The organism is Prochlorococcus marinus CUG1415, from assembly GCF_017696015.1.
Lineage (GTDB): Bacteria > Cyanobacteriota > Cyanobacteriia > PCC-6307 > Cyanobiaceae > Prochlorococcus_A > Prochlorococcus_A marinus_AE.
Map to the genome: position 1 here is coordinate 515,928 of NZ_JAAORL010000002.1, position 24,617 is coordinate 540,544.

Here is a 24,617-nt window from a genome sequence, read left to right on the forward strand (position 1 = left end):
GTTGAAAAAGTTCAGATTAAATGTTTGTTTAAATAATCAAACACTCTCATCTTCATTCTTGATCATATCATCGATAGACAGTTTCATTATTTGCTCAATAGAAAGACCTTTTTCATATTGCTTTATCCATTTCATAGATTGATTACCTTCTTCAAGCACTGCATAAATAGGTTTCAAAAGATGTTTCATATTAAATTTTTCTGCGGTGGGTGATAAATCTGATAATAAGTTTTTAATCCATTCTCTACAAATAACTTTTTTGCCATCTTGCCAGTGAATTAACTCTGAATTAAGACTATCTTTAGCAGCACTAATTTCATTTTGATCGCATATTTCTGATAATTCATCAATAGAAAAAATACTCGCAGTCAAAGGATCTAAAGTGTTTATATTTTCAAAAAGATGTAAAATCCTTAGCTCTAGCATGGCCGTTATTCCCAAGAGCAAATTAATATCATGAACGAAATCACAAATTCTTAATTCCAAACGATCAAGAATTAAAGGCCTTTGGGGACCATTTGGTCGTATTGAAGACCAAAAATGCCTGATATTTTGCATAGTTTTATTAGCTATATTTTCCTCGATCCAATCAATATAGGAAATATGATTTACGAAAAAAGGGACTTTAATTGGTGTTTTAGGAAACTGAATCCATCTTTGAGAGTGATTTTTTGTAATTTTATTATTTAAAAAAGGTGAGCTAGCACTTATGGATAAATACAAAGCAGCCTCAGATCTTATCAGTCTAATAGCAGCAAAAAGCTTATCTAAATCATCTATTCCTATATTTATATGGACACTTGAAGTTGCAATAGAAATTCCATAATTATCTTGTATAAATTGATGATAAACATTGTCAATATCAGATCGTTGAAATTGAATATCGTGTTTAAAGCAAAGAGTAGATGAAGGAATGATAGTTAACCCTTTAGTTTCTAGCCATTGTCTTAAATGTTTTCTTGGAGTTAATAATTGCTCGTATAAAAACTCATAGTCTTTTTCAGGTGTTGTTATGTATTCAACATTTCTGTTATCTGGCTCTTTAACAAAATTAGAAAATTTCTTTTCAATATCAGCTGATAAGCCAATATGAGAATTAAAAGAACCTGTGAAAAGTTCTACTTCAAAACCTTTATAAAGATTAACTTTACTCATTTATTTATCGAAACAGGCTAATGCTTTCAGTATCCCCTTAGCTTTATTAATTGTCTCTTGATATTCATTGACAGGAGAAGAATCAGCAACTATACCAGCGCCTGCTTGCACTGATACATTATATTTTCCATCTTTGGAGGGTTTAACTATCATAGTTCTTATTGTAATTGCCGTATTTAAGGAACCATTAATATCAATCGATCCGTAAACACCAGCATAAGGTCCTCTAGCATCTTTTTCAAAGTTTTTAATTAATTGCATAGCTCTTATTTTTGGCGCACCAGTTACTGTTCCAGCGGGAAAACATGCCTTTAACAAATCCCATACATCAGTATTTTGTTTTAATATCCCCTCAACTTCACTGACTATATGCATAACATGTGAATATTTTTCAATAACCATTAAATCTTTGACTTCCACAGTACCAATTTCACAAACTCTTCCCAGATCATTTCTCCCAAGATCTATTAGCATTACATGCTCGGCTATCTCTTTTGGATCTTTTAATAAATCCTTTTCTAACTCCATATCTTGTTGAGGATTATTACCTCTAGGTCTTGTACCCGCTATTGGTCTTAAGCTTGCAACAATCTGACTTTTTTTATTTTTTTCAGCTTTAACCATAACTTCAGGACTGGAACCTATCAGATACCATGAGCCAAAATCAAAAAATGACATATATGGAGATGGATTAACCATCCGTAAACTTCTATATAAATTAAAAGGTTCATTATTGACTTGAGTATGAAATCTCTGACTTATAACTATTTGGAATATATCTCCTTGTCTTATATATTCTTTTGCAGCAAGAACTGCATCCTCAAAATCCTTTTTCTCCCAATTACTTTTAATATCTAAATTCAAATTCTCATTCTCATTCTCATTCCAATCTAAAAAAGCGTTTTCTTTTAGAGGAACTTTCATTAAATTTCTAGTTTTCTTAATTTTAGAGATTGAGTCTAGATAAACTTTTTCAATAGAAGAGTCTTTTGAAGAAGTTGTATCTGCATATACTACTGCGGTTATACATCTTTTTATTTGATCAAAAACAACTAATTGATCAAAAAACATCCAGGAACCATAAGGTATATTACTTTCTTCTATTTCATTTATTGGAACACTTGGTTCTATTCGATTAATTAATTCATAACCCCAAGAACCATATAACTGTCCAATTGATGGTAAGTCATCAAGGATAGATGTCTTATATTGCTTTGTCCAAGTTCTTAAAATACTAAAGGGATCCCCTTTAAATATTTCAGTTTTTCCATTATCCCAAGTTTTAACAATTTCTTCTCCATAACAAACTGCTTCCCACAGAGGTTTGGTAGCAACAATACTCCATCTACCTAAATTCTCTCCACCCTCTACAGACTCAAGAAAAACACCATGTACATCTTTTTCAGATAATTTTAACCAAGTTGATAATGGAGTCTCTAGATCTGCTGGCCAAGTTTGAGTAATAGGTATAAAATTTTTACCTTCTTTGTGAGCCTTAAAAAAACTATCTTTCTGTGAGCTGATCATACTAATAATGTCAACCCAAATTATAATTATATTCTTCTTTTATATCAACTTTGAGAAAGTTAATCAAAAGTATTCTTAGTTGTAAACTTCAATCCAGCTGGATTAGGATTCTCACCTATCCTCCTTGGGTTATGGCCCACTTTTTCTCTTCCTTCATTAACTTTCTCAGGGAAAACTCCATCTTTTGGATGTAAGAATTCAATATCACCACCTGGGAAAACTCTATAAATTTTAAAGTCCTCAATTCTTGGTTTAAAAGCTCTTAATTGTGTCCCTAATGCAAGACATTGTTCTTTTCTCGCAAAGTACATTAAATTATCACCTTCATGCATAATAGCAGCACCACCGGTAGGTAATTCAAATGCTTGTTCTGTTGAACTGTTCCATACAATTGCATATTTTTCTTCGGTTTCTGCTGAGTTTAATAAACCCCCAGTACTTCCTATATGCTTTGGAAATTGACCAACTAAAGTTTCAGTCATCCTAAATTTTGAGTTATTTATAATAAGAAATTAGCATTCATATTTTACAAAATTCAAAATTGATAGGAAATTTTCTACATTATTTAATAAATGAAAAATATGTTTCTCATTTCATTTTGAATCTGAAATCGGAAAAAACACTGTCAAACCCGTATCACGCCTTTGTGTGACATGCCCTCCTAAACTAGCTAACAACTTTTGAGTTGCATTTTGACTGAGTTGTAAACTGCCGGTTTGAGGGTTCCAATTTAAAACAGGTCCAATATCGGAACCATTGTCTATTTTGCGAATTTCTTTTTGATTCCTGCCTAATTTTTTTACTTTTAGTTGAAGTTTGAGTTGTTGACCAGCTGGTCTTAATTCTAAAATTAATGTACTACCTTCTTTTAATCCTCTAGTATTTTTATCAATTAATCCCCTTAACATTAATTCCAATTTTTCAGAATCACTCAAAATTTGCGGAAGTTGACTGGGGATATCGATCTTTAAAGAAATCCCACGGCGATTTAATTGTTTATTCCAAATTGGAGAGAGTTTGTTAAAAATTTCGGCTAAATTTATTTTTGCCAAGTTATTTAATGAAGGAAATTCATTACTTACTAATTCTGCTGCATTAAAGATTAAACCAAACCTATCAATTTGTTCATTACATTCATTATCTATTTGAATTAAACGATTTCTCATTGATTCATCCATATCATATTTTTTTAAGGTAGAACTTATTAGGGTTCTTATTGTTGCTAAAGGAGTTCGTACTTCATGAGAAATTGCACGTAATAATTTTGCTTCAGTTATTTGTACATTTTTTTCATTGTTTGTTACAGAATTCTGAATATTGTGGTTTGGTCCAAACTTTGCTAATTTTGCCGATAATATTGGCCAAAAAGATTTTTCAAATTGATTATTAATATTAAGATTACCTAAATTATTAATTGCATTACGAAATTTAACTCCTTCCTCGTAATTTTCTTGATTTAATTTCGCATGCATTAATTCAATTGAAATCTTTAAGCTTTCTTTATCACATTTCATTAATAGGATTTTCTTATCTTTTGCTCCTGCAACTGATAATATGCATTGAAAATTTGGGGTTAATATCATCAAAAAAGGTTCATATCCATCTTTTTGGCTAAGATTTAAGACTTTATAATTATTAACTAAATCAAAATCTTTTTTCATCTTTTCTGAATTATTGACTGGTAAAAAACCTGCAGTCTCATTTTGAAAGTATGGAAACCCCTCCGGTGACCACAACCAACCATGAAGTTTATTAAAAAATTTCTTATCGTTAAGAGCAGGTAAAGGTGAAGCAACCCAAATACCACCCTGTTGGTAATTCTGAGAAAGGAACTCTTTTTGAATAACTTCTAAAGATGCCCACCACATTCTTCGGGAGGTATCATCGTCCACATATATAGTTTGAACTCCTTTAATCAAAAGGGCTTGAATTTTTTTTATAGTTATTTGTGATTTCATCAACTTTTTAGTGATCTAGAACGTTTCAATATAGATAAAACAAGTCCAATAGATATAAAATTAGTCACCAATGACGTTCGACCATAGCTCATGAAAGGAAGGGGAATCCCAGTAACTGGTCCTAATCCAATAGTCATAAATAAGTTAATAATTATTTGAAATAAAAAAGTTGAGGCTATTCCAATAACAATTAGAGATTCAAAGTTAGTCCTAGCAATTGTTGCAGTATTAATAAGTTTTTTAATCAAAAAAAAGAACAAAAATAAAACTATCATGCAACCCACAAAACCCAATTCTTCGCCTAAAGCACTGAATATAAAATCAGTATGTTGTTCCGGTATAAATTGCAAATTAGTCAGCTTACCTTGTAGCAAACCAGTCCCAAATAATCCTCCAGAACCAATTGCAATTTGACTCTGTATCAAATGATATCCGCCACCTAATGGATCTCTATTTGGATCTAAAAATAAAACTAATCTATCTTTTTGATATTCTTTTAAGCCATATTGCCACAAAATTGGTGTCAATTTTGCCACTAATAAATGAAACGAAATAGCAACAGCAGAAAAAATAATTTTCTTTTTCGAAGATCTATAAGCAAGATATCCTATAACTGGAATCCAGAAAATAAGAAGAGTTGGTAAGGTTAGATATAATGTAGAAGTGATAATACAAAACACTAATATCAAAATCCACTCTATGGGCATTTGCGACCAATAGAGCATCACACCTGTCAAAACAAGTAAAACTAAAGAGGTACCTAAGTCCGGTTGAAAGAAAATTAATAACCAAGGAATAACTACTACTAATAAGGGCAATACTAAATCTCTTATTGTTAAAATTATTTTTTTGTCGAGTACTAAAGCAAGAGTTAATACAGTACTAAGTTTAGCTACTTCTGAAGGCTGAAAAGAAAAGATGCCAAAATTTAGCCATCTTTGAGCTCCAGAAACTGAAATCCCAAAAAAATAAATTAGTAATAAGGATATTAAAGTACACAAATAAAATGGAACCAAATACTTTCTAATTCTCTCTAACGGTATATAAGAAATAAAAAATGCTAAAAAATAACCTAAAAAACCAGTTAGGATATGACCTAAATAGTTCGATACTAAAAAATCATCCTGAATACTTTTTATTAATAAACCCGAAATAATAACTAGAATTAGCGGAATAATTATTAGTGGAGAAAATAAAAAACCTCTATTAAAGTTGTCTTTTTTTTGTAAAAATCCTCTGTTATTTAATAAATAAATTCTCCTAAACATCAATTAACTATTAACAAATTGGTTCTTAATTAATTGAGCTAAATTACCAAATACAACAGAACTTTCTTTATGAGGCTGGCTTATTGAGATTGGTACACCTTTATTACTATCATCAACGAGAGGGATTTCAATAGGAATTTGGGCTAATAATGGTAAATCGTTTTCTTTAGCTAATGTTTGTCCACCACCTTTACCAAAAATTTCATATTTTTTACCTGGCATATCTGGAGGAATAAATACTGACATATTTTCTACAATTCCCAGTAAAGGTACTCCGAGTTGTTTAAACATTGCTAATCCTCTCCTTGCATCTTGCAAAGATACTTGTTGAGGAGTAGTGACAACTATAGCTCCAGAGATAGGCACAGATTGAGAAAGGGATATTTGAGCGTCTCCTGTTCCTGGAGGCAAGTCAATAACCAAAAAATCAAGATTATTCCATTCAACTTGGTACAAAAATTGTCGGATAATACTATTAAGCATTGGTCCTCTCCATATAACTGGCTGACCTTCTTCTATGAGGAAACCCATTGATACCAATGAAATTCCATATTGATTTATTGGTATTAACCTTTGATCACTGCCACTACCCTCTGTAACCTTTGGATTCTGTTCGGCAACTCCCATCATTGAGGGAGTATTAGGTCCATATATATCCGCATCCAGCAAACCAGTTTTTAAGCCTAATTTAGCTAGAGAACAAGCGAGATTAACTGCAATGGTACTTTTACCAACTCCACCTTTACCACTGCTAACAGCTATGATGTGCCGAATCCCATCAATCTTCTGCAAGTCAGGAGCATTACTTTGATTTTGAGATTCTGTTTTGGAAGGATTATTATCTATCTCTATTTGAACATTATCAATATCTTCAAAATCAAGTAGTACTTTTCTAACCTCTTGAACAATTCTATCTCTCTGAGAATTTGCAAATGATGGTAATGATAATGTTACGATTACTCTCGGTATAGTTACTCTTACGTTTTTAATCCAAGCTAATTCAATTACATTTTTCTGTGATCCAGCATCTAGAACTTGTTGTAAAGCAAAATTCGCATCTTCTATTGTGGTCATTAAATTTTTAAATATTTTGACAAGGTAGTCGACTGTTTAAAAGATTAAGAACTATGTCGAACTATCAAATAATAGGCAATAAGGACCCCCTAAGAGAAATTATAAAGGGAAACTTATAATTAACCAAAAAAATTTTTTTCTTCAAGATTTACTAAATACATGTTGAAAGTACCTCCTAAGAACTCGAGAGAAAAAACTAAAAATCTCTTATTAACTCTACAAGACAAAATTTGTTCAGGTCTTGAAAATATAGATGGCAAAGGGAAATTTACAGAAGAATCCTGGTTAAGAGACGAAGGTGGCGGTGGAAGATCAAGAGTATTGAAAAATGGTTCTATTTTTGAGCAAGCAGGAGTAAATTTCTCGGAAGTACAGGGAAAAGAATTACCTCAATCTATAATCTCTCAAAGACCAGAAGCAAAAGGTCATGAATGGTTTGCTACGGGAACTTCTATGGTCTTGCATCCAAAGAATCCCTATATTCCTACAGTTCATCTGAATTATCGATATTTCGAAGCTGGTCCTGTTTGGTGGTTTGGGGGAGGTGCAGACTTAACCCCTTTTTATCCTTATCTTTCTGATGTAAGGAATTTTCATAACGAGCATAAAAAAGCTTGTGAGAAAGTTGATAAAGATTTACATAAAGTTTTCAAACCATGGTGTGATGAATATTTCTTCTTGAAGCATAGAAATGAATCTAGAGGCATAGGGGGTATTTTTTATGATTATCAAGATGGTTCAGGCAATATTTATAGAGGAAATAATCAAAATGGAGAGGCATCAAAAGCTTCACAAAATTTTGGCAGATCTAATTTAAATTGGGATAATTTATTTTCTTTAGCGGAAAACTGTGGGCAGGCATTCCTCCCTTCATATTTACCCATTATTGAAAAGAGAGCTTCTCAAACATATTCATCCAAGGAAAGAGAATTCCAGCTATATCGAAGAGGTAGATATGTAGAATTCAATTTAGTTTGGGATAGAGGGACGATTTTTGGACTGCAAACAAATGGCAGAACTGAATCTATATTAATGTCCTTACCGCCTTTAGCTAGATGGGAATATGGATATAAAGCTAAAAAGGGTTCTCGAGAGGAATTTCTCACATCAATTTTTACAAAACCCCAAGATTGGTTAAATGATAAAGAGTTAGAGAAATTCTGTATAGATAATAATATTTTTGATTAAAAATTATCGAATAAAATTTTAAAGTATCTTAAATAGGTGTTTTAAATAAAGAACCGTCACTTTTTAATTGAAGTTTTTCTCCAAGTTCATTTTCTAAAGAGATTAATTCATCCCTATGCGCTCTTAGTCTCATGAAAGTTGAATCATTTTCATTTTCATTGATCAACCTTAATTCAAATTTCTCCTCTCTTGCTGATTTTTTAAAATAAACAGTTCCAGACAAAGGGCCACCAATTAATCCTAAAAGAATAGGCCACCAACCTAATTCAGGATATATTTGAATAATTACTAAGCCCAAAGCACAAGAACCAAAACCGCCAAGAAAACCTAAAAAAATTGCCAAAAATTTACTAGAAACAACTTGTCCCTTGAATATTAAAATTCTTTGTTCAAAATCTCCTCCTGTTTGCTTCCATCCCCTCAAATTAAGCCATTCACATAAATCATTTAAAACCTTAACTGGCTGCTGAGAAGATGAAATCTCAACGATAGTTGTTCTATCTTTACTAGAAGCCCTAAGAAAAAAAAATAATCCTATGGCTAATAGAATTGTCAGCAATAATGTTGAATTTAAGGAATAGGACATTAAATAAAATTTTTCTAGTAACTCGAGAATAAAAATTAAAGTTACATCATATTATAATTTTTTAGATTTATTCTGTAAAATATTCCTATTAGACAAAATTTATTAATTAAATAAAATCTTAAATAATATTCTAAATCTTAGATTACTTTAAATACTGATTAAAAATGACTATTGAAAATAAAAATATTGATCTTCTTTATAGCGATATAACAGAAGATTTATACAATCTTTATAAAAAATCATCCTACCTAGCTATTGACACTGAAGCAATGGGTTTAATTCATGGAAGAGATAGGCTCTGTTTAGTACAAATATGCAATGAATTTAAAAGAACATCCTGTATAAAAATCGAACTTAATACATCTTCTTCACCACATTTACAAGCACTTCTTGAAGATGAAAAAATTACTAAAATCTTTCATTATGCAAGATTTGATGTAGCAGCTCTAAAATGCAATCTTAAAATTAATACAAAAAATATTTTTTGTACAAAAATTGCTAGTAAGTTGGCAAGAACATATACCAATAAACACGGTTTAAAGGATTTAATTAATGAATTGTTAGGTATAGAATTAGACAAAAGCTCACAAAGCAGTGATTGGGGTAGCCACGAAGATTTAACAAAAGATCAATTAGATTATGCAGCAAATGATGTTAGATATTTAATTGAAGCTATGCATAAATTAAAAGTTATCTTAAAAAGAGAGAAGAGATATGAATTAGCTCAAAAATGTTTCGAAACAATTGCTGTACATGCCGATTTAGACATACTAAAATTCTCAAATATATTTGAACATTAAGAATCAATCTTCAGTTAAAAAATTATCTTCACCATCAAGAGTTTCCATAAGCTTATCAAGTATTCTTGAAGAACTTAATTTATCTCCATCATTTTTTGTACAGATTTCTAAGACATTTTGCGCAACTTGTATTTTTTCTTGAATAGTTTTGGAGCCTTCTTTCGCAATTTGAATTTCTACTTTCTTCTTAGCTGAAGATAAGCTTATACTCATAAGTTTTGCAATCTCTGCACAAATCTTTAGATATTGCCGATCATTTATTGGATACATAAAAGAATTAATAATTAATACGTTAGTTTCATTTACTAAGATAACAAATGAAGTTTTATGGCATCTACGATTTTCTGACTTGCTCCGGATTCCCCCATTCTTTCTTTTCCAATTTTTGCTTGTTCTAAACTATCAACTGTTTCTTTTAAAAGTAAACTTAAACGTTTTAAAAGAATTTTTTTATTCTTGCAAACTAAAACACTACCTCCCAATAATCTTGATTGTCTTTTTGCGAATGATTTTGTAAATTGTGGTCCCGATCCCGGCAGAGAAAGAGATGGAATTCCAAGGCCAGCAATTTGCTCTGTAGCAGTTCCTGCATTAGACAAGCCAACTTCTGCCATATTGGCCCATAAATTGAATTTACCTTTTCCAATAACTATATATTGATCTTTCTTTTTCCATACTGAATCTTCATCAATGAAAAATTTAACTTTACTATGTTTTATAAAACCATATTTATTTAAATAACTTTGAATTTGAATCACATGCGCATTAATGCTCAAAGGCAAAAGTATTACCAATTCCTTTGATAAATCAAAATCTTGCAAACAATTAAGAAAATTATCAAGATTTTTCAGAGCTTCAGGGTATCTACTTCCAACTAATAAAATAATCCTTTTAAAAGAAATAATATTTGATATATTCTCATTTGTTGCATTAACAAAATCCATCATTGGATTACCCAAGTATTTTGCCTCAATATTTTTTCTATTCAAATTATTAGCGGTGATTTTATCTCTCATAATTAAATTTTTACATCTTGGAGATGTCATTAAAAACATTTCCCATGGGTCCCATTCAGAACCTTTCAACTTATGATAAAAATCACTTAAATCCCAACCGGGCCCACTACTCCAAGTATGATCACTTTTGGGAGTTCCAATAAAACTAAATTCGCATCCTGAACTCCAAGCGTAAAGTAAAGGCAAGAAATCTCCTACTGCGATAATTTTGCAGTTATGTTTTGACTTTTGTGTTACAAGTAAAAAATTTCTTAAATTATCAATTAAAAATCCTGCAAACAAATCAAGCAAAAATCCCTTCAAACTTTGATTACTAAAACCTCCACTAGGCAGCTCTTTTAAATATCCTATTTTACGAAAATTCTTTGATTTTATGGAATTAAATACATCTCCATTTCCTACTAAAGGCAAAACTTCAATATTTTTATTTTTTATTTTTTTTAGTAATCTTTTTATTATTTCTGATGCGATTACGTCTTCTCCATGGCCATTGCATATAAATAATAGAGAATGAGTCACCTTACTGTTAAGATCATAAAAAGACTCGATTGAATCTTTTTCGGCGGCATGGCCAAGTGGTAAGGCAGAGGATTGCAAATCCTTTATCCCCAGTTCGAATCTGGGTGCCGCCTTTTTCATATTAGTAAATACCTTCGCTGTTAAGCGTTCCAAGAACTGAAGTTTTTTGTAGCGATTTTCGTATTTCAAATCTTTCAGACTGGGCGGTAAGTTTGCTGATAAATTATTAGGTTTTTTTGAACCTGTTTTTATTATCTCATTTACCGCCTATAGAGGCAGTTTCCTTTAGTTTTCCTTCAATCATTATTTGTCTCAATCATTTAAATTTGATTCGTAACATTATTTTTAAGATTCAATGATGGTATTACAAAACTTATGCAACCTTCTAAAAACAAAATTATTGTTTTAAATAAAATCATTAAAGTTACAATAGAAATTAATTTCTAATAATTTAAAAATTGATAAATATTACCTTATATATTCTTACATAAATAACATTAGATGTATTAGTTAATTATTTTCATCAGATTATTTTTCTATATACGTTTGAACTATTTTAGTAATCATTATCTGCTACACACATCCCTAAACATCTAACACCATTTGATCCAGTCCTTTTGCAATGATTACATAAAATAACATCTTTCTTTGAAGACAGATTAATTTCTAAACTATTTTGAACCTTTGAACTTATGCACTCATCTTTTGAATCAAATAGAGTCATTCTTGGAGGCATCATTTGCATCGATACTAACAACAAGTGAAGCATTTTTGTTGGAAGAAGGGATATCCATAATTTTTACAGTTTCCTTGGGCTCATCAATAATTGGATTTTCTTTAACACTCTCATCAACGGCGCATGCTTCAAGAGCCTCTCGAAGTAGTGAATCAAAAGTTGCTCCTGGCAATCTATGTCTAGCAACCTCAAGAAAAGTTCTCGGTAACGATTCAGAAGCAGCATCTCTTAACGCAGGATTATTCTTTCTATGGTCTTGTTCTTCTTCTATGGATTTAATAAACCTAAGGGTGACATCTCTTTTCGTAGAAGCTTTTATCAGCGTATCATTTTCAGGATTGCTTTTATTAGGCTCATTTTCAAGATCAGTAAGCCTTTTTTCTAAACTATCTAAAACTTGATTTGCTTCTTTACTAATATGAGCTAATTGTCCATCGGACAAATTAGGTAAATCAGCCACAAAAACTTTCCCATGATCCCTAAGTGTCAAAAAAGTTGGTCTTGGGCCTTGAGACTGTCTACCACTAAATTCAGAATTATTGCCTATTGGTCGTTTTGGCGGGGTAGGACCAGCTGAACTACGTCTACGTGTAATTCTTTGATTATTTGCAAAAGGCATTGAATTTAAAGGTTAAATCTTAATACTTAAACTTCCGATATAAGTCGGCGGTAATTTTATTATATTACACTTAACTTTTTGATTTGTGTATATAAAAAAAATTTTAAAGTTCAATTAAAATAAATCGAGAAAATTTAAGTTAAAATTTCAGGCAAAAATTTACTAATTGTTGAATCATCTTTTCGAACTATCTTGCCAATCTCCCAACTATCGATTTCATTATCTTTGCAGATATTTAATATGGAATCTTTAAATTCTTTATCAATAATTAGACAAAATCCTACTCCAAGATTGAAAGTATTCCAAAAATCTTTTTCAGGAATAGTCCCTTGTTCTTTTAGAAATTTAAATAAAATAGGTATATCCCACGAGTGAGTATTTACATAAGGAATAAAATCAGAAGGAATACATCTTGGAAGATTCTCTGGAATCCCACCCCCAGTTATATGAGACATAGCTTTAATCTCTATTTTTTCAGATAAAATTTGATTAATTACATTATTGTAGATTTTTGTAGGTTTCAATAACTCATCATAAAAATTTAAGTTTGAAACTTTTTCAAATTCTTTATCGATTTGATTATTGTTTTGAATTATTTTTCTTACCAAACTAAAGCCATTACTATGGACTCCATTACTTTTTAAAGCAATTATCAAGTCATGTTCAGATACTTTTTTACCATTAATAAGCTTATCCTCGTCAACTATTCCTACACAAAATCCTGCAAGATCATACTTATTTTTTGAATAAAATCCTGGCATTTCAGCAGTTTCTCCACCGAGTAATGAACAGTTATTTTCTCTACAGCCATGTGAGATGCCCTGAACAACTCTCAATAATTGTTTCTTATCAAGTTTGCCAGTAGCAATATAATCCAGAAAAAATAAAGGTTTTGCCCCACTAGTAATGATATCGTTCATGCACATAGCAACTAAATCAATACCAACCTCAAAGTGAAAGTTTTTACTTTGGGCTAATTCTAATTTTGTTCCAACACCATCAGTTCCTGAAACAAGAACTGGTTTTTTAAAACTATCGATAGGAATTCTAAACAAACCTCCGAACCCACCAATACCCTCAATCACATTAGATGTATGAGTTCCTTCAACTGCCTGTTTAATTTCAGAAACAAATTCTCGCCCAGCTTCTATATCAACACCTGATGTTTTGTAATCCATGAAATAAAAATGATAGACTTTCTCTATATAGATATTCCTCCGAAGATTGCTTTTGTCCAGTAATTATTTATCAAATAGATTTATTTTTTAAAAACAAAGTGAAGCATATAATTTTAAGGAAAACTGAAGAAATAGAAAATTGGCGGAGAAATATAAATAATGATATTAACTTTATTCCAACAATGGGTAATCTGCATAATGGACATATAAAACTAATATCAACAGCAAAAAATGACAATTCTAATGTGAATTTAGTCAGTATTTTCGTTAATCCACTCCAATTTGATAACAAGTCAGATTTAAAGAATTACCCTAAAACAATTGACAATGATATTAAAATTTCTTTTGCAAATGGCGCAGATGCCATCTTCATCCCAAGTACTGAAGATATATATCCACCGAATAATAAAAATATTGAATTCGTGAAAGCTTCACTAGAATTATCTTCTGCATTATGTGGATTAAATCGAATTGGACATTTTGATGGCGTTTGTACAGTAGTTTATAGATTACTTAATCTCATCAAGCCAAAAAATCTTTATTTAGGAGAAAAAGATTGGCAACAACTTTTAATATTAAAAAATCTTGTCCTAACAAAGAAATTAAATGTTGCTATTAAATCTATTCCTACACAGAGAGATTTTGATGGTATTCCTTTAAGTTCTCGTAATGTACATTTATCAAAAAACGAAAGAAAATTAATTAGATTTTTTTCTAATGAATTATTAGTAGCAAAAAAAACTTTTCAACAAGAAAAAAAGATCAGATTAAAAGAAATAATTAAAAAGCTTTTAGCAGAAAAAATTTCAATTGAATATTTAGAACATTTACACCCTCATACCCTCCAAAAAGTAAGGTTTGAGAATAATATTTCGATACTGGCTGGTGCGATAAGATGTGGAGACACAAGATTAATTGATCACGTTTTTCTCATGAAAAGAAGGCCTATTATTGCAATTGATGGCCCTGCAGGCTCAGGTAAAAGTACTGTTACAAAGTTAATAGCGAAGAAACTTAAACTTTTATATTTAGATACTGGAGCAATGTATAGGGCATTGAGTTGGCTTTTAATAAAAGAAAATATTGATTATAAAATAGAAAAAAAGTTGCAGAATATTCTTAAAGATATTTCTATTGTGTTCAAGTCAAATGAAAATTCACATCAGGATGTTTTCATTAATAACTACTGTGTTACTGAAGAAATTAGGACACAAGAGATAAGTGCCATCGTTTCTAAAATTTCCTCAATTAAAGAAGTAAGAAAATTCTTAGTAGAAGAACAAAGAAAAATTGGAGAATCAGGCGGACTGGTGGCTGAAGGAAGAGATATAGGAACGACTGTTTTTCCTAATGCAGAACTTAAAATTTTTTTAACGGCAAGCATCGATGAAAGAGCAAAAAGAAGAAAGTATGATAAAAAAAGTAAAGACTCACAAGAAATAGACCTTCATAAATTAAAGGAACTTATAAAGCAAAGAGATTTTGAAGATTCTAATAGAGAAATTTCGCCTCTAATAAAAGCGAATGACGCAATAGAAATTATTACGGATGGACATTCTATTAATGAGGTAGTAGATAAAATTATTGATCTTTATAATGACAAGATTCCTAAAGAAACTCAGATCCAATAAATTCAAGAAATACTTTCCAAAAAGCCGCTTACAGAGTCTTCTAAAATATCAAGGACATAATCAAAGCCCTCATTACCTCCAAAATATGGATCAGGAACTTCTTGCTCATTGAAAGCTGATCTGAAATTTTGTATTTTTTTAATTGATGCAGAATCAGTTGAAGATGTTCTATTTTTAAGATCTTGAATATTTCTAAAATTTGAATCGTCCATCGCAAGAATATAGTTAAATTTGTCAAAATCTTTGCTAGTAATTTGACGAGCCCTACTTAAGATATGTATATCTCTTCTTTCTGCCGCAATTCTCATTCTAGAATCAGCTTTTTTTCCAATATGCCAACTCCCAGTTCCAGCAGAATCTACAATAAAACTATCGGTTAATCCTTTCTTTTCAATTAAACTTATAAAAATAGCTTCTGCAGCAGGAGACCTACAAATATTTCCCAAACATACAAAAAGAACAGAAATTTTTTGCATATGATTTCAAATTTACACAATTATAAGACTTTTAAGTGGTAAATAAAACTTCTTTAATTAAAGATTCAGTAAATTCCTTTCCAAACAAACTCGATAACATTGGTCTTGCTGGATCGTTATCTCGCCTATATTTTAAATAATGATTTTGACCATTTATTAATTCTTTTTGCAGTTCCATATTGGCTTCTTTGCTTTCAAAAAGAATTTCCAAATACAAATCAAGATATTCCTTAAATGAGGTATAAAGCTGATTAGCAATTAAAAAATCACTTCTTTCTTCTTTTGGTAATTTTGACCAGATTACTCCTGGAGAAAAAAATCTAGCTACATCTGCAGACATTTTTTCAGCTAACGGGAGTGATGAATGACAATGATTTTTAAGTTTTATAAGTTTTTCTAATAACTCATTATTGTATTGATTTTGTATTTTTAATGAAGGCTGAAAATCTAATACTAATAAATGACTATTAGGTAGAGAAACAAAATCTACTCCAAAAAATGGGACATTATAAATAGTATTAGGAATAATTAAAAAATTTAAAACAGAATAATTTGGACTATTTATACACACTGCTCTTGCGAATTGAATTCTTTTTTTGTGCATTACACCCCAAGTAGAGAGATTCACATTTTTTTTTGATTTTTTTGAACCATAAGTTGAATCTTTATAAGAATATTCCGAGGGTATTATTTTTTCTAAACAGTTATGTTTACTTAAATTATTAGTTAAATATTTTAAAAAATTATGCCATCTCCAATCTGAACTGTAAAAAATAGTATCTTGTATTAACATTCAACGAATAATCTCATTATTTAATGTAAAAAGAAATTTATTGATAAATTTTTTTGTCCATTTTTCTCCAAAAAAAGATTTAAACAATTTATCTGCAGGGTCTTTTTCAAAACTGTACTTATCATATTTAATTTGATTAATCTTTATTTCTTCTGCATTTAAAAATTGATTAACAGGATTTGATTTATAAATGTTCAAATAGTTATTTACAAATGAATGGAATATATTATTTAAATCTCTATCAAGATTTAATTTATTTCCTCTACATATAATCACCCATGGGGAAAAATACTTTTTTGAATCATATATATTCTTCATTTTATTATTATCAAATGCAGAATATTTTTTTTTAATAATACCTAAACTTGAACAATATTTTTCAAGATACTTGCCTTCTTGAATTAAAGGTTGATAATCAAGTATTGCTAATAACTTTTGAGAAGTTCCAAACCATAAAATATCAGCTCCTAAAATAGGCATTTCACTATCAAAATTTGGATATGCGACCGTATTAAACACTTGCAGTTTTTTGCCACCATCTAATCTTGTTATTCGCCACTTTCTATATTCGGGAGATGAAAAAAGCCAATTTTTAATAATATATTTTGAGTCTTCATTATGATGTTCTTTGAATTCGCTAGATATTTCTACTTCATGACCATTGAATTCATCAATATTGGTTTTAAGGAAATCAACTAATGAATCAAACATAAATTACTAGGTCTCGGTGCTTCCTTTCCTTACTTTTTTTGTAATGTAATTAAATACAATCTTGCCTAAAACAGCAATCAAGTTACCTTCAAGCTCCTTAAACATTTTCATATTGTAAGTAAAAGCTTGATTAGCTTCATCAATAATTTGATCAGCAGTCTTTTGATTTATTGGAAGTTGATTCAAAGTAAGGGAATATTCTTCCTTGAATTTCTTTTCATCAGCAATTAATTCAAACTCATAAAAATTTAAACCATCATTTCCCTGCAAATTTAATGCTTTTTTAGCAATCCTTTTCAAAATTTGCCCCCCAGATAAATCTCCTATATAGCGAGTGTAGTGGTGACCAACCAATAGCTCTGGTGAATTTTTTGCGACCTCTCGGATTCTTTCAACATATTCTTTTGCTGATTGAGAAATATTAATTTCATTCTTCCAGCTTTCACCAAAATAAAATTTAAGATCGTTTACAAGAGTTTCTTTCCTGAATAATGATTTAAAACCTATAGGTTTTATTACGGGATGTTCCTCATTGACTAGTCTTTCAATTTCTTCTTCCATAGCTTCATAAACAAAATATAAATCACTAATTAATTTTCTATAAGATTTTTTTTCAACAACCCCTTTTAAAAAACAAGCCACAAAGCCAGTATTTTCTGCCATAGTGTGGGATTTTTTTGTCCCTTCTCTTAATTGTCCTGCAAGAGCGACTGCCATATATTTTGAATTATTTTTGTAAGTGTATTTAATCTACAAGGAAAATACATAAAACAGCTAATTTTTGTTACCAGCAGATGTTGTAGAGAATAGCTTATAAAGTTCTTTACAAACCAAAAAAAGGTTGTCTTTTTGTTCCTTTTGCGGCAGATGAGTGCCAGTCATTTCCCAATCACCGATGGTAGCCACTCTCCATCTCTCTGATGGAACAATCATACCTCGCATTATTATTCCCAACAATTTCGGGACTCTGTCATTATTATCATTTTCAATTCTTAATTGTAAGAGTATTGCTCTGCATTCAATAAGAGGACTCCAACCAGGGAAATGAAACGCAAAATCAATAGTATCTTGCATGGATTCATTATTAGAATTGTCCCAAGGACTAAAGTTTACGCTTGCATCTGGAAAATATTTCCGAAACAAAGCTGCAGTAGAAGCAATTTTATTAGCTATTTCAACATTACTTACATTTGAACTTGCATTCATAAGTAGTTAAGTATTTTTTTGAAAAATGACATAATTTGCTTTAACTTGCTTATTAACTACTTTTTCTTTTAATAAAGATGTTGAAATCCTGATCGATAAAGTATTTTCTATTCACATTTGAATAATAAATTTCTAGGTTTTGAAGAAAATAACTCATCGCAAATTACAATACGAGGAAATTCAATGAGTTATCTTTTATTAATTCAATGCTATGCCAAAATTTGAAAAATTAACTTTACCTAATGAAGGCGAGATAATAACTTTTAATCAAGGCAAACCAAATGTTCCTAATAATCCAATTGTCCCATTTATTAGGGGTGATGGTACTGGAGTTGATATTTGGCCTGCTACTCAAATCGTTCTTGATTCAGCGATTAAAAAAAGCTATGGAGATGAAAGAAAAATTAATTGGTTTAAAGTCTATGCAGGCGATGAAGCTTGTGAACTTTATGGAACATATAATTATCTCCCTCAAGATACTATTGAAGCAATTAAACACTTTGGTGTAGCCATCAAAGGTCCTTTAACGACTCCCATCGGTGGAGGTATTAGATCTCTGAATGTTGCATTAAGGCAAATTTTTGATTTATATAGCTGTGTTAGACCATGCAAATATTTTTCAGGAACTCCAAGCCCTCACAAAAATCCCCAAAAGTTAGACGTTATTGTTTATAGAGAAAATACTGAGGATATCTACATGGGAATTGAATGGGAAGCAGAGGATAATAATTGTCTTGAATTAATTAATCACTTAAATAACGTTGTCATACCAAAAAGTAAAAATTTAAAAAATAGATCGATACCAAACGGATCAGGTATTGGAATAAAACCGGTGAGTAAATCTGGTAGCCAAAGGCATATTAGAAAAGCTATTGAACATGCTAAAAGATTATCAGGAGATAAAAGGCATGTGACTCTTGTACATAAAGGGAATATTATGAAATATACAGAAGGTGCATTTAGAGATTGGGGATATGAATTAGCAGTAAATGAATTTAGAGAAGATTGCATTACAGAAAGAGAAAGCTGGATTTTAGATAATATTCAGAAAAATCCAGAAATTACAATTGAAAATAATGCTCGAAAAATTGAACCAGGTTTTGACAAGCTTACAAATAACAAAAAAGCATTCATTTGCGAAGAAATTAAAGAAGTTATTGCATCAATATCCAATTCTCACGGAGATGGGAAATGGAGAGAACTTATTCTTGTTGATGATCGTATAGCTGATAGTATATTTCAACAAATTCAAACTAGACCTCAAGAATATTCAATTCTTGCAACATTAAACCTTAATGGAGACTATGTTTCTGATGCGGCTGCAGCAATTGTTGGCGGCCTAGGTATGGCTCCAGGTGCAAATATTGGAGATAATGCAGCAATTTTCGAGGCTACGCACGGTACCGCTCCAAAACATGCAGGCTTAAACAAGATTAATCCAGGCTCAGTAATTCTTAGTGGTGTAATGATGCTTGAATATTTTGGTTGGGATGAAGCAGCTAACTTAATTACTAATGGTTTAAGTAAGGCAATAGAGCAAAAAAAAGTCACCTATGATCTAGCACGCTTAATGGAACCAAAAGTAGAACCCTTATCCTGCAGCAGTTTTGCTGAAGAAATTATCTCAAATTTCTAATTTTAAAAATTCTTTTTTTTTTCAAAAACTTTCCAAATCTTAACCAGTGAATCTTTAGTGCCAATGTTTCCAGGATGAGTAACAATAGGAAGTTTTTCGCCATTTTTTAGGTTGTAAGTCACTACTGAAATGCCTGTTAAAATCTGTCCTTCAAGATAAACATAATCTGCATTAAGTCCATTACTAAGAATCAAATTTGTTGTTATTCCACCTTTTGAAATCAAATATCCTATTTCATACTTCAAATCTGCAACTAATTCAGCAATAAAACAAGCAAGTAAATTATAAAAATTAAATAGTTCAGAAGAATCTAAGGACAAAAATTTTCTTGAAGTAAACAAAACAGGAGTTTTTCCTTTCTCAAAAGAATATCTAATTTCTTTCAAAAATTTATTTTTAAACAAATTCCTTCGCTTCTGATTATTATCTGCTGAAGTAATTTTAAAGAATTCAAAAACATCTAATACAACTGGATTGCAATTACTTATCTCTAATAAATTATTCAATTGTATTGTTGAAAGTTCTACATAAGATCCAACAATTATCAATCCGGGAAGAAAACTCTTTTCTTTATTTCTTATTCTTAAACTAGAGAAAAATATTTGACTCTGAGAGACACTTTGTCTCTCAGAAATTGAACTTATAAAACTTGCTGCGGTTCGAAAAAGGAATTTTTTGTGTTTAATTAATTTTTTAATTACTAAAGAAAATTTTTTGAGTTGAGAATAATTTTCTACATCTACAATTACATGTTTATTATTCTTCAAGTTCTTTAGTGTTTTAAAAACAATATTATTTTCTTCATCATTTAGCATTTCGATATCTGATAATACAAGATTTTGAATATCTTCAAAATTTATTTGAGATTTACTCTGCTGAAATAAAAGATTCTTGACATTATTTGTCTCATATCCAAAAATTTTATCTTTTGCAAAAATTGTTTGACTAATAGGGGTTTTATCAACAAAATGAGAGCCATTTATTGTGAATCTTTTACCCTCTATGAAAGCTGGAATATGAAAAGTAGCATCAAAAGGTCCTAAGCAACTATTTAGAGCACTTGGCTCTAAAAAGTTATGTCCTCGAAGAGTAGAGTCTCCTCTACTTATAAAAATAATTTCTTCTTCATAGGCTTGAGAAGCAATTACAGTGTTAAGATTTTTACAAATTTCCTCTATGATTAATTTCGCATCATTTTCCGATAGTGACCTTGTATTAGCCAAAATAAAAAATAAATTAGATTTAGATTCAAAACCTTTGACTAAAGTTGAGCAGTCCCACTTAAGCAGTAATAAGCAATCGTGAACAGTTTGAGAACCTGTGGGATCATCATCTATAACGACAAATTTCATAAGTATTGCAAAATTACTTAAGAGATTTTATTTGTATTGAAGCATTTAATCTTTTAATATCATTTGAAGGAATCATAATGTTTCTAAATCCATCAACAAAAGAATTTCGGGGACTAGTCCAAGGTTCGAGACATATCATTCTTCTTGGAGGATCACTCCAAATAACGCCTAAATCAAAAGGGTATGGATGATTTAAAGTTACCTCTCTTTTAAAAACTTTATCTCGAAAAGAGCTTCTACCGGAAGTATACATAAGCAGATCAACTCCTAAATTAATTTTGTTTAATTCATCCAAAGTATTACTTATAATATTTCTTTCTTGATCCTGACAATTAAGTGGATTATCAATAAAATCTAAATTTTTGAAATCTGAAACATTAAAATAAGGATGCAAACCAAAATTTATAGGCATAGCAAAGTTTGTTTTGTTATGGATTGTAATTTTAAATTCTAAACAGTTAACCTTTAAGGTAACTTCTATTCTTAGTTCGAAATCGAAAGGATAATATTTTTTGGTTTTTTTAGATGCATTTAAGAATAAGCATAAAAATCTTTCATTTTCATTGAAGGAGTATTGCCATTGCAAATCCCTAGCGAAACCATGTTGTGGTAATTGCAAATAAACATTTCCAAATACTGAACTAGAGGTATTGAGATTTCCACATATTGGAAACAAGATTGGAATACCTCCCCTAATACTTTTTGTCTTATCGATAAATCTTTTTTCATCGAAATAGAGTATTTCATTACCATCTGAAACCCAATTTGTAATAACGCCTCCTCTTTCAGGACAAAATTTAATGTAGTTATTTTTATCTAATTGAAAGACAAAAATTCCTTGTTCTTTATTAGATAATTCAAGTTTCACAATTATTCCTTAAAGAGAATCAACCCAATCCAAAATATGCTGATTAACTAATTCAGGTATCTCATCATGAGGACAATGTCCTGCATCAAGAATAATTTCTTTTGTATTATTTGGTGTAAATTTTTTATATAGATTTCTTTTTTTTGGAGTGTTCATCCATGGATCTTTCCCTCCCCAAAGAAGTAATAATGGTGCATTTAGCTTTGCGAATAACTTATCCAACGGCAATCCCTGAGGACCTGATGGGTTAAATACACTTCTAAAAACATTAAAAGCCCCGAAATCCAGCGAAGGCTTCCTTATTGACTCAACTAAAAAATCATCAACATTTTTTTTATCAACATAAACTTGATTCAAAGTTTTTTTAATATTTTTTGGATTTCTCATATTCTCAAAAATCAAACGTTGAAGAACAACATTTTTCAACAATATTCCTGCAACAGTTTCGATTGAAGTTTGCAACATATTCTTTTTAATAGTTTTTTCTTCACTAAAGTATCCGGCAGCATTGAGTAATATAACTCCTGCGTTAAGTTCATTTAATTCTGCACCAGCTGCTAATGCTGCATATCCACCTAATGAATTTCCAACAACAATTGTAGGTTTTCTTATTTTCTCTTTTACGTAAGCTACAACCTGATCTTTCCATAGAGATCCTGAGTATTCAACATCTTGAGGCTTAGGACTTTTTCCAAAGCCAAGTAGATCCATGGCATGAACTTCATATTTCTTACTCAAAATAGGTATGTTGAATCTCCAATGATCCGTAGAAGCTCCAAAACCATGAATTAATAAAATTGCACATTCCTTTGCAGAATGTTCTGGCTTGGCTGAGACAGTATGTATTGGGTAATTTAAAAAATTCCAATCATAATTTACATCACTATCTATAAGAGCTGATTTTTTCATGAATCAAAAACCTTGTATCCGACGATTCTAATAAAATTATTTTCTAAAGAAGACCCACAGGATCAGCTGCAACATCATCTGAAATTTTATTACCACCACCAGGTGTCTTATCTTTTAAAACAATTCTTAAAAGAACAGGTGCAAGAAATGTCGTACCAATAACCATTAATAAAATTGCTGCTTCAAGGGAGGGTGTGAGCAGACCAGCACTTGTCCCAAGGCCAAGGAATATCAAACCAACCTCTCCTCTAGGCATCATACCCAAACCTACAACTAATCTATTAGTAGGTTTATCACTTGAAAATACCCATCCCGCTGCAATTTTTCCGATAATTGCAACAACTAATAAAAATCCAGCAACTACAAGAGCTGATCTACTGGTTGGATCAAGTGGATTGATAACTGATAAATCCATTCCAGCGCCTACTAATACGAAGAAAATAGTTGCAAATAATGATACCAAAGGTAAAACGGATTGTTGAATTGCATGATTATTTTTTGAACTACTAAGAATTAATCCAGCAGCAAAAGCACCTAAAGCCGCTTCTAATCCAATAGCTGTTGCAACAAAACAACACAATACAAGAATCACAAAAGACGCTACTACAACAGCGCCAGGAGCTTTTAATCTATCCAATAACCAATCAAATCCTGGAGCTGCTGTTCGACTTAATGCTATAGCAGCAATGACAAATACCACAGCAGCTGCAACTAATTTAACGATAGGAGCAATTTCTAAAGAACCTCCAGCAGCAAGAGCTACAACAACTGCGAGAATAACAATACCCAAAATATCGTCTAGAACTGCAGCACCAATAACAATCTGACCTTCTCTAGTTTTCAAATATCCTAATTCACCGAAAACACTAGCAGTAATTCCTATACTTGTAGCTGTCATAGATGCTCCAGCAAAAACCGCTGGAATTAAATCTACTTGGAAAATAAACATTAATCCAAGAGTTCCAAAAGCAAATGGCAGAATTACCCCAGCCATAGCAACAGTAAAAGCTTGAGCACCCACAGCTACCAATTCTTCTAACTCACTTTCCAATCCTGTTAAAAATAAAAGTGCATATAACCCAAGTGTTGCTACTGCTTGGAGGGATGGAAAGCTTTCGAAATAAACATCTGGTACTGCTTCCGGGGGAATTGAAGCTAAAGAACTAATAACATTGACAAGTCCTTCATTTAATTCAGTACCAGCTGAGGGAGGGATTAATAAATGAAATCCTGATGCTCCTATTACAACTCCTGCAAGAAGCTCCCCTACAATCGTTGGTAAACTTAGTCTGACTAATACTTCTGCTAATGCTCTTGCAGCTAAAAAAATCAATAGAAATCTTATAACTCCTATTAACGTTTCAGCAACTTCTAAATCATGTGCACTTAATTCAGCAAGTAATGAATACAT

The 24,617-nt window shown here is 30.9% G+C and carries 25 protein-coding genes and 1 tRNA gene; 5 read left to right on the forward strand and 21 right to left on the reverse strand.

Annotated elements, in window-relative coordinates:
• Positions 1-36 precede the first annotated feature (36 nt).
• The 6 genes from gshA to HA143_RS08995 form a co-directional block, all read right to left on the reverse strand.
• Entirely contained in the window at positions 37-1,155 is a 1,119-nt protein-coding gene (gshA, locus tag HA143_RS08970) for a glutamate--cysteine ligase (RefSeq protein WP_209086298.1), read from the reverse strand.
• A complete protein-coding gene (locus tag HA143_RS08975; RefSeq protein ID WP_209086301.1) occupies positions 1,156-2,682 on the reverse strand; it encodes an anthranilate synthase component I family protein in 1,527 nt (508 codons plus the stop codon).
• A gap of 59 nt (positions 2,683-2,741) precedes the next feature.
• Entirely contained in the window at positions 2,742-3,164 is a 423-nt protein-coding gene (locus HA143_RS08980; protein WP_209086303.1) for a photosystem I reaction center subunit II PsaD, read from the reverse strand.
• Between the two features lie 111 nt (positions 3,165-3,275).
• Complete coding sequence (locus HA143_RS08985; RefSeq protein WP_209086305.1) at positions 3,276-4,640, reverse strand: sensor histidine kinase; 1,365 nt, start codon at positions 4,638-4,640, stop codon at positions 3,276-3,278.
• Positions 4,640-5,908, reverse strand: a complete 1,269-nt coding sequence (gene rodA, locus HA143_RS08990) for a rod shape-determining protein RodA (RefSeq protein ID WP_209086308.1) — start codon at positions 5,906-5,908, stop codon at positions 4,640-4,642. Before rodA ends, HA143_RS08985 begins: the two co-directional genes overlap by 1 nt.
• 3 nt (positions 5,909-5,911) lie before the next feature.
• A complete protein-coding gene (locus HA143_RS08995; RefSeq protein WP_209086310.1) occupies positions 5,912-6,982 on the reverse strand; it encodes an Mrp/NBP35 family ATP-binding protein in 1,071 nt (356 codons plus the stop codon).
• 159 nt (positions 6,983-7,141) lie between these two features.
• Here HA143_RS08995 and hemF point away from each other — a divergent pair, with 159 nt between their 5' ends.
• Complete coding sequence (hemF, locus tag HA143_RS09000) at positions 7,142-8,170, forward strand: oxygen-dependent coproporphyrinogen oxidase (RefSeq protein ID WP_209086312.1); 1,029 nt, start codon at positions 7,142-7,144, stop codon at positions 8,168-8,170.
• A gap of 28 nt (positions 8,171-8,198) precedes the next feature.
• On the opposite strand, the gene HA143_RS09005 is transcribed toward hemF, so the two are convergent.
• Positions 8,199-8,756 carry a cofactor assembly of complex C subunit B gene (locus HA143_RS09005; protein WP_209086313.1) on the reverse strand — a complete coding sequence of 186 codons (558 nt, stop codon included), beginning with the start codon at positions 8,754-8,756 and terminating at the stop codon, positions 8,199-8,201.
• A 164-nt stretch (positions 8,757-8,920) separates the two neighbouring features.
• On the opposite strand from HA143_RS09005, the gene HA143_RS09010 reads away from it, so the two are divergent.
• On the forward strand, positions 8,921-9,556 hold the full coding sequence (locus tag HA143_RS09010; RefSeq protein WP_209086315.1) for a ribonuclease D: 636 nt from the start codon (positions 8,921-8,923) through the stop codon (positions 9,554-9,556).
• A 3-nt stretch (positions 9,557-9,559) separates the two neighbouring features.
• Here the strand turns inward: HA143_RS09010 and HA143_RS09015 are convergent, their stop codons facing one another.
• Both HA143_RS09015 and HA143_RS09020 read right to left on the reverse strand, forming a co-directional pair.
• Entirely contained in the window at positions 9,560-9,826 is a 267-nt protein-coding gene (locus tag HA143_RS09015) for a hypothetical protein (RefSeq protein WP_209086317.1), read from the reverse strand.
• A 35-nt stretch (positions 9,827-9,861) separates the two neighbouring features.
• Positions 9,862-11,091, reverse strand: coding sequence for a lipid-A-disaccharide synthase-related protein (locus tag HA143_RS09020; protein WP_348534781.1), 1,230 nt, complete (start codon positions 11,089-11,091; stop codon positions 9,862-9,864).
• A 42-nt stretch (positions 11,092-11,133) separates the two neighbouring features.
• On the opposite strand from HA143_RS09020, the gene HA143_RS09025 reads away from it, so the two are divergent.
• Positions 11,134-11,204 (forward strand) — tRNA-Cys (locus HA143_RS09025).
• A 443-nt stretch (positions 11,205-11,647) separates the two neighbouring features.
• Here the strand turns inward: HA143_RS09025 and HA143_RS09030 are convergent.
• From HA143_RS09030 to purM, 3 genes are all read right to left on the reverse strand, one after another.
• Complete coding sequence (locus HA143_RS09030) at positions 11,648-11,815, reverse strand: hypothetical protein (protein ID WP_209086319.1); 168 nt, start codon at positions 11,813-11,815, stop codon at positions 11,648-11,650.
• Entirely contained in the window at positions 11,802-12,446 is a 645-nt protein-coding gene (locus tag HA143_RS09035; RefSeq protein WP_209086321.1) for a histidine phosphotransferase, read from the reverse strand. Before HA143_RS09035 ends, HA143_RS09030 begins: the two co-directional genes overlap by 14 nt.
• A 134-nt stretch (positions 12,447-12,580) precedes the next feature.
• Positions 12,581-13,624: a phosphoribosylformylglycinamidine cyclo-ligase gene (gene purM / locus HA143_RS09040; protein WP_209086324.1), complete on the reverse strand. Its 1,044-nt coding sequence runs from the start codon at positions 13,622-13,624 to the stop codon at positions 12,581-12,583.
• 98 nt (positions 13,625-13,722) lie between these two features.
• Here purM and HA143_RS09045 point away from each other — a divergent pair, with 98 nt between their 5' ends.
• Positions 13,723-15,255: a bifunctional pantoate--beta-alanine ligase/(d)CMP kinase gene (locus HA143_RS09045; RefSeq protein WP_209086327.1), complete on the forward strand. Its 1,533-nt coding sequence runs from the start codon at positions 13,723-13,725 to the stop codon at positions 15,253-15,255.
• Positions 15,256-15,257: 2 nt separating this feature from the next.
• Here the strand turns inward: HA143_RS09045 and HA143_RS09050 are convergent, their stop codons facing one another.
• The 5 genes from HA143_RS09050 to HA143_RS09070 are packed head-to-tail and all read right to left on the reverse strand — an operon-like array spanning position 15,258 to position 18,441.
• Positions 15,258-15,731: a low molecular weight protein-tyrosine-phosphatase gene (locus HA143_RS09050; RefSeq protein ID WP_209086329.1), complete on the reverse strand. Its 474-nt coding sequence runs from the start codon at positions 15,729-15,731 to the stop codon at positions 15,258-15,260.
• A gap of 31 nt (positions 15,732-15,762) precedes the next feature.
• Positions 15,763-16,524, reverse strand: coding sequence for a phycoerythrobilin:ferredoxin oxidoreductase (locus tag HA143_RS09055; RefSeq protein WP_209086331.1), 762 nt, complete (start codon positions 16,522-16,524; stop codon positions 15,763-15,765).
• The gene (locus tag HA143_RS09060) at positions 16,525-17,235 is read right to left on the reverse strand and encodes a 15,16-dihydrobiliverdin:ferredoxin oxidoreductase (protein ID WP_209086333.1); all 711 of its coding nucleotides are present in this window, start codon (positions 17,233-17,235) and stop codon (positions 16,525-16,527) included.
• Between the two features lie 6 nt (positions 17,236-17,241).
• Positions 17,242-17,952 (reverse strand): heme oxygenase (biliverdin-producing), encoded by a 711-nt coding sequence (locus HA143_RS09065; protein ID WP_209086335.1) that lies wholly within the window; start codon positions 17,950-17,952, stop codon positions 17,242-17,244.
• Positions 17,953-18,009: 57 nt separating this feature from the next.
• Entirely contained in the window at positions 18,010-18,441 is a 432-nt protein-coding gene (locus tag HA143_RS09070; RefSeq protein ID WP_209086337.1) for a hypothetical protein, read from the reverse strand.
• A 211-nt stretch (positions 18,442-18,652) separates the two neighbouring features.
• On the opposite strand from HA143_RS09070, the gene HA143_RS09075 reads away from it, so the two are divergent.
• A complete protein-coding gene (locus tag HA143_RS09075) occupies positions 18,653-20,077 on the forward strand; it encodes an NADP-dependent isocitrate dehydrogenase (protein WP_209086339.1) in 1,425 nt (474 codons plus the stop codon).
• 2 nt (positions 20,078-20,079) lie between these two features.
• On the opposite strand, the gene HA143_RS09080 is transcribed toward HA143_RS09075, so the two are convergent.
• From HA143_RS09080 to HA143_RS09095, 4 genes are read right to left on the reverse strand one after another with little or no spacing between them, the layout of a single operon-like run.
• Positions 20,080-21,429, reverse strand: coding sequence for a four-carbon acid sugar kinase family protein (locus HA143_RS09080; RefSeq protein WP_209086341.1), 1,350 nt, complete (start codon positions 21,427-21,429; stop codon positions 20,080-20,082).
• 13 nt (positions 21,430-21,442) lie between these two features.
• The gene (locus HA143_RS09085; protein WP_209086344.1) at positions 21,443-22,297 is read right to left on the reverse strand and encodes a galactose mutarotase; all 855 of its coding nucleotides are present in this window, start codon (positions 22,295-22,297) and stop codon (positions 21,443-21,445) included.
• 9 nt (positions 22,298-22,306) lie between these two features.
• Positions 22,307-23,206, reverse strand: coding sequence for an alpha/beta fold hydrolase (locus tag HA143_RS09090; protein ID WP_209086347.1), 900 nt, complete (start codon positions 23,204-23,206; stop codon positions 22,307-22,309).
• 43 nt (positions 23,207-23,249) lie between these two features.
• A complete protein-coding gene (locus HA143_RS09095; RefSeq protein WP_209086353.1) occupies positions 23,250-24,617 on the reverse strand; it encodes a cation:proton antiporter in 1,368 nt (455 codons plus the stop codon).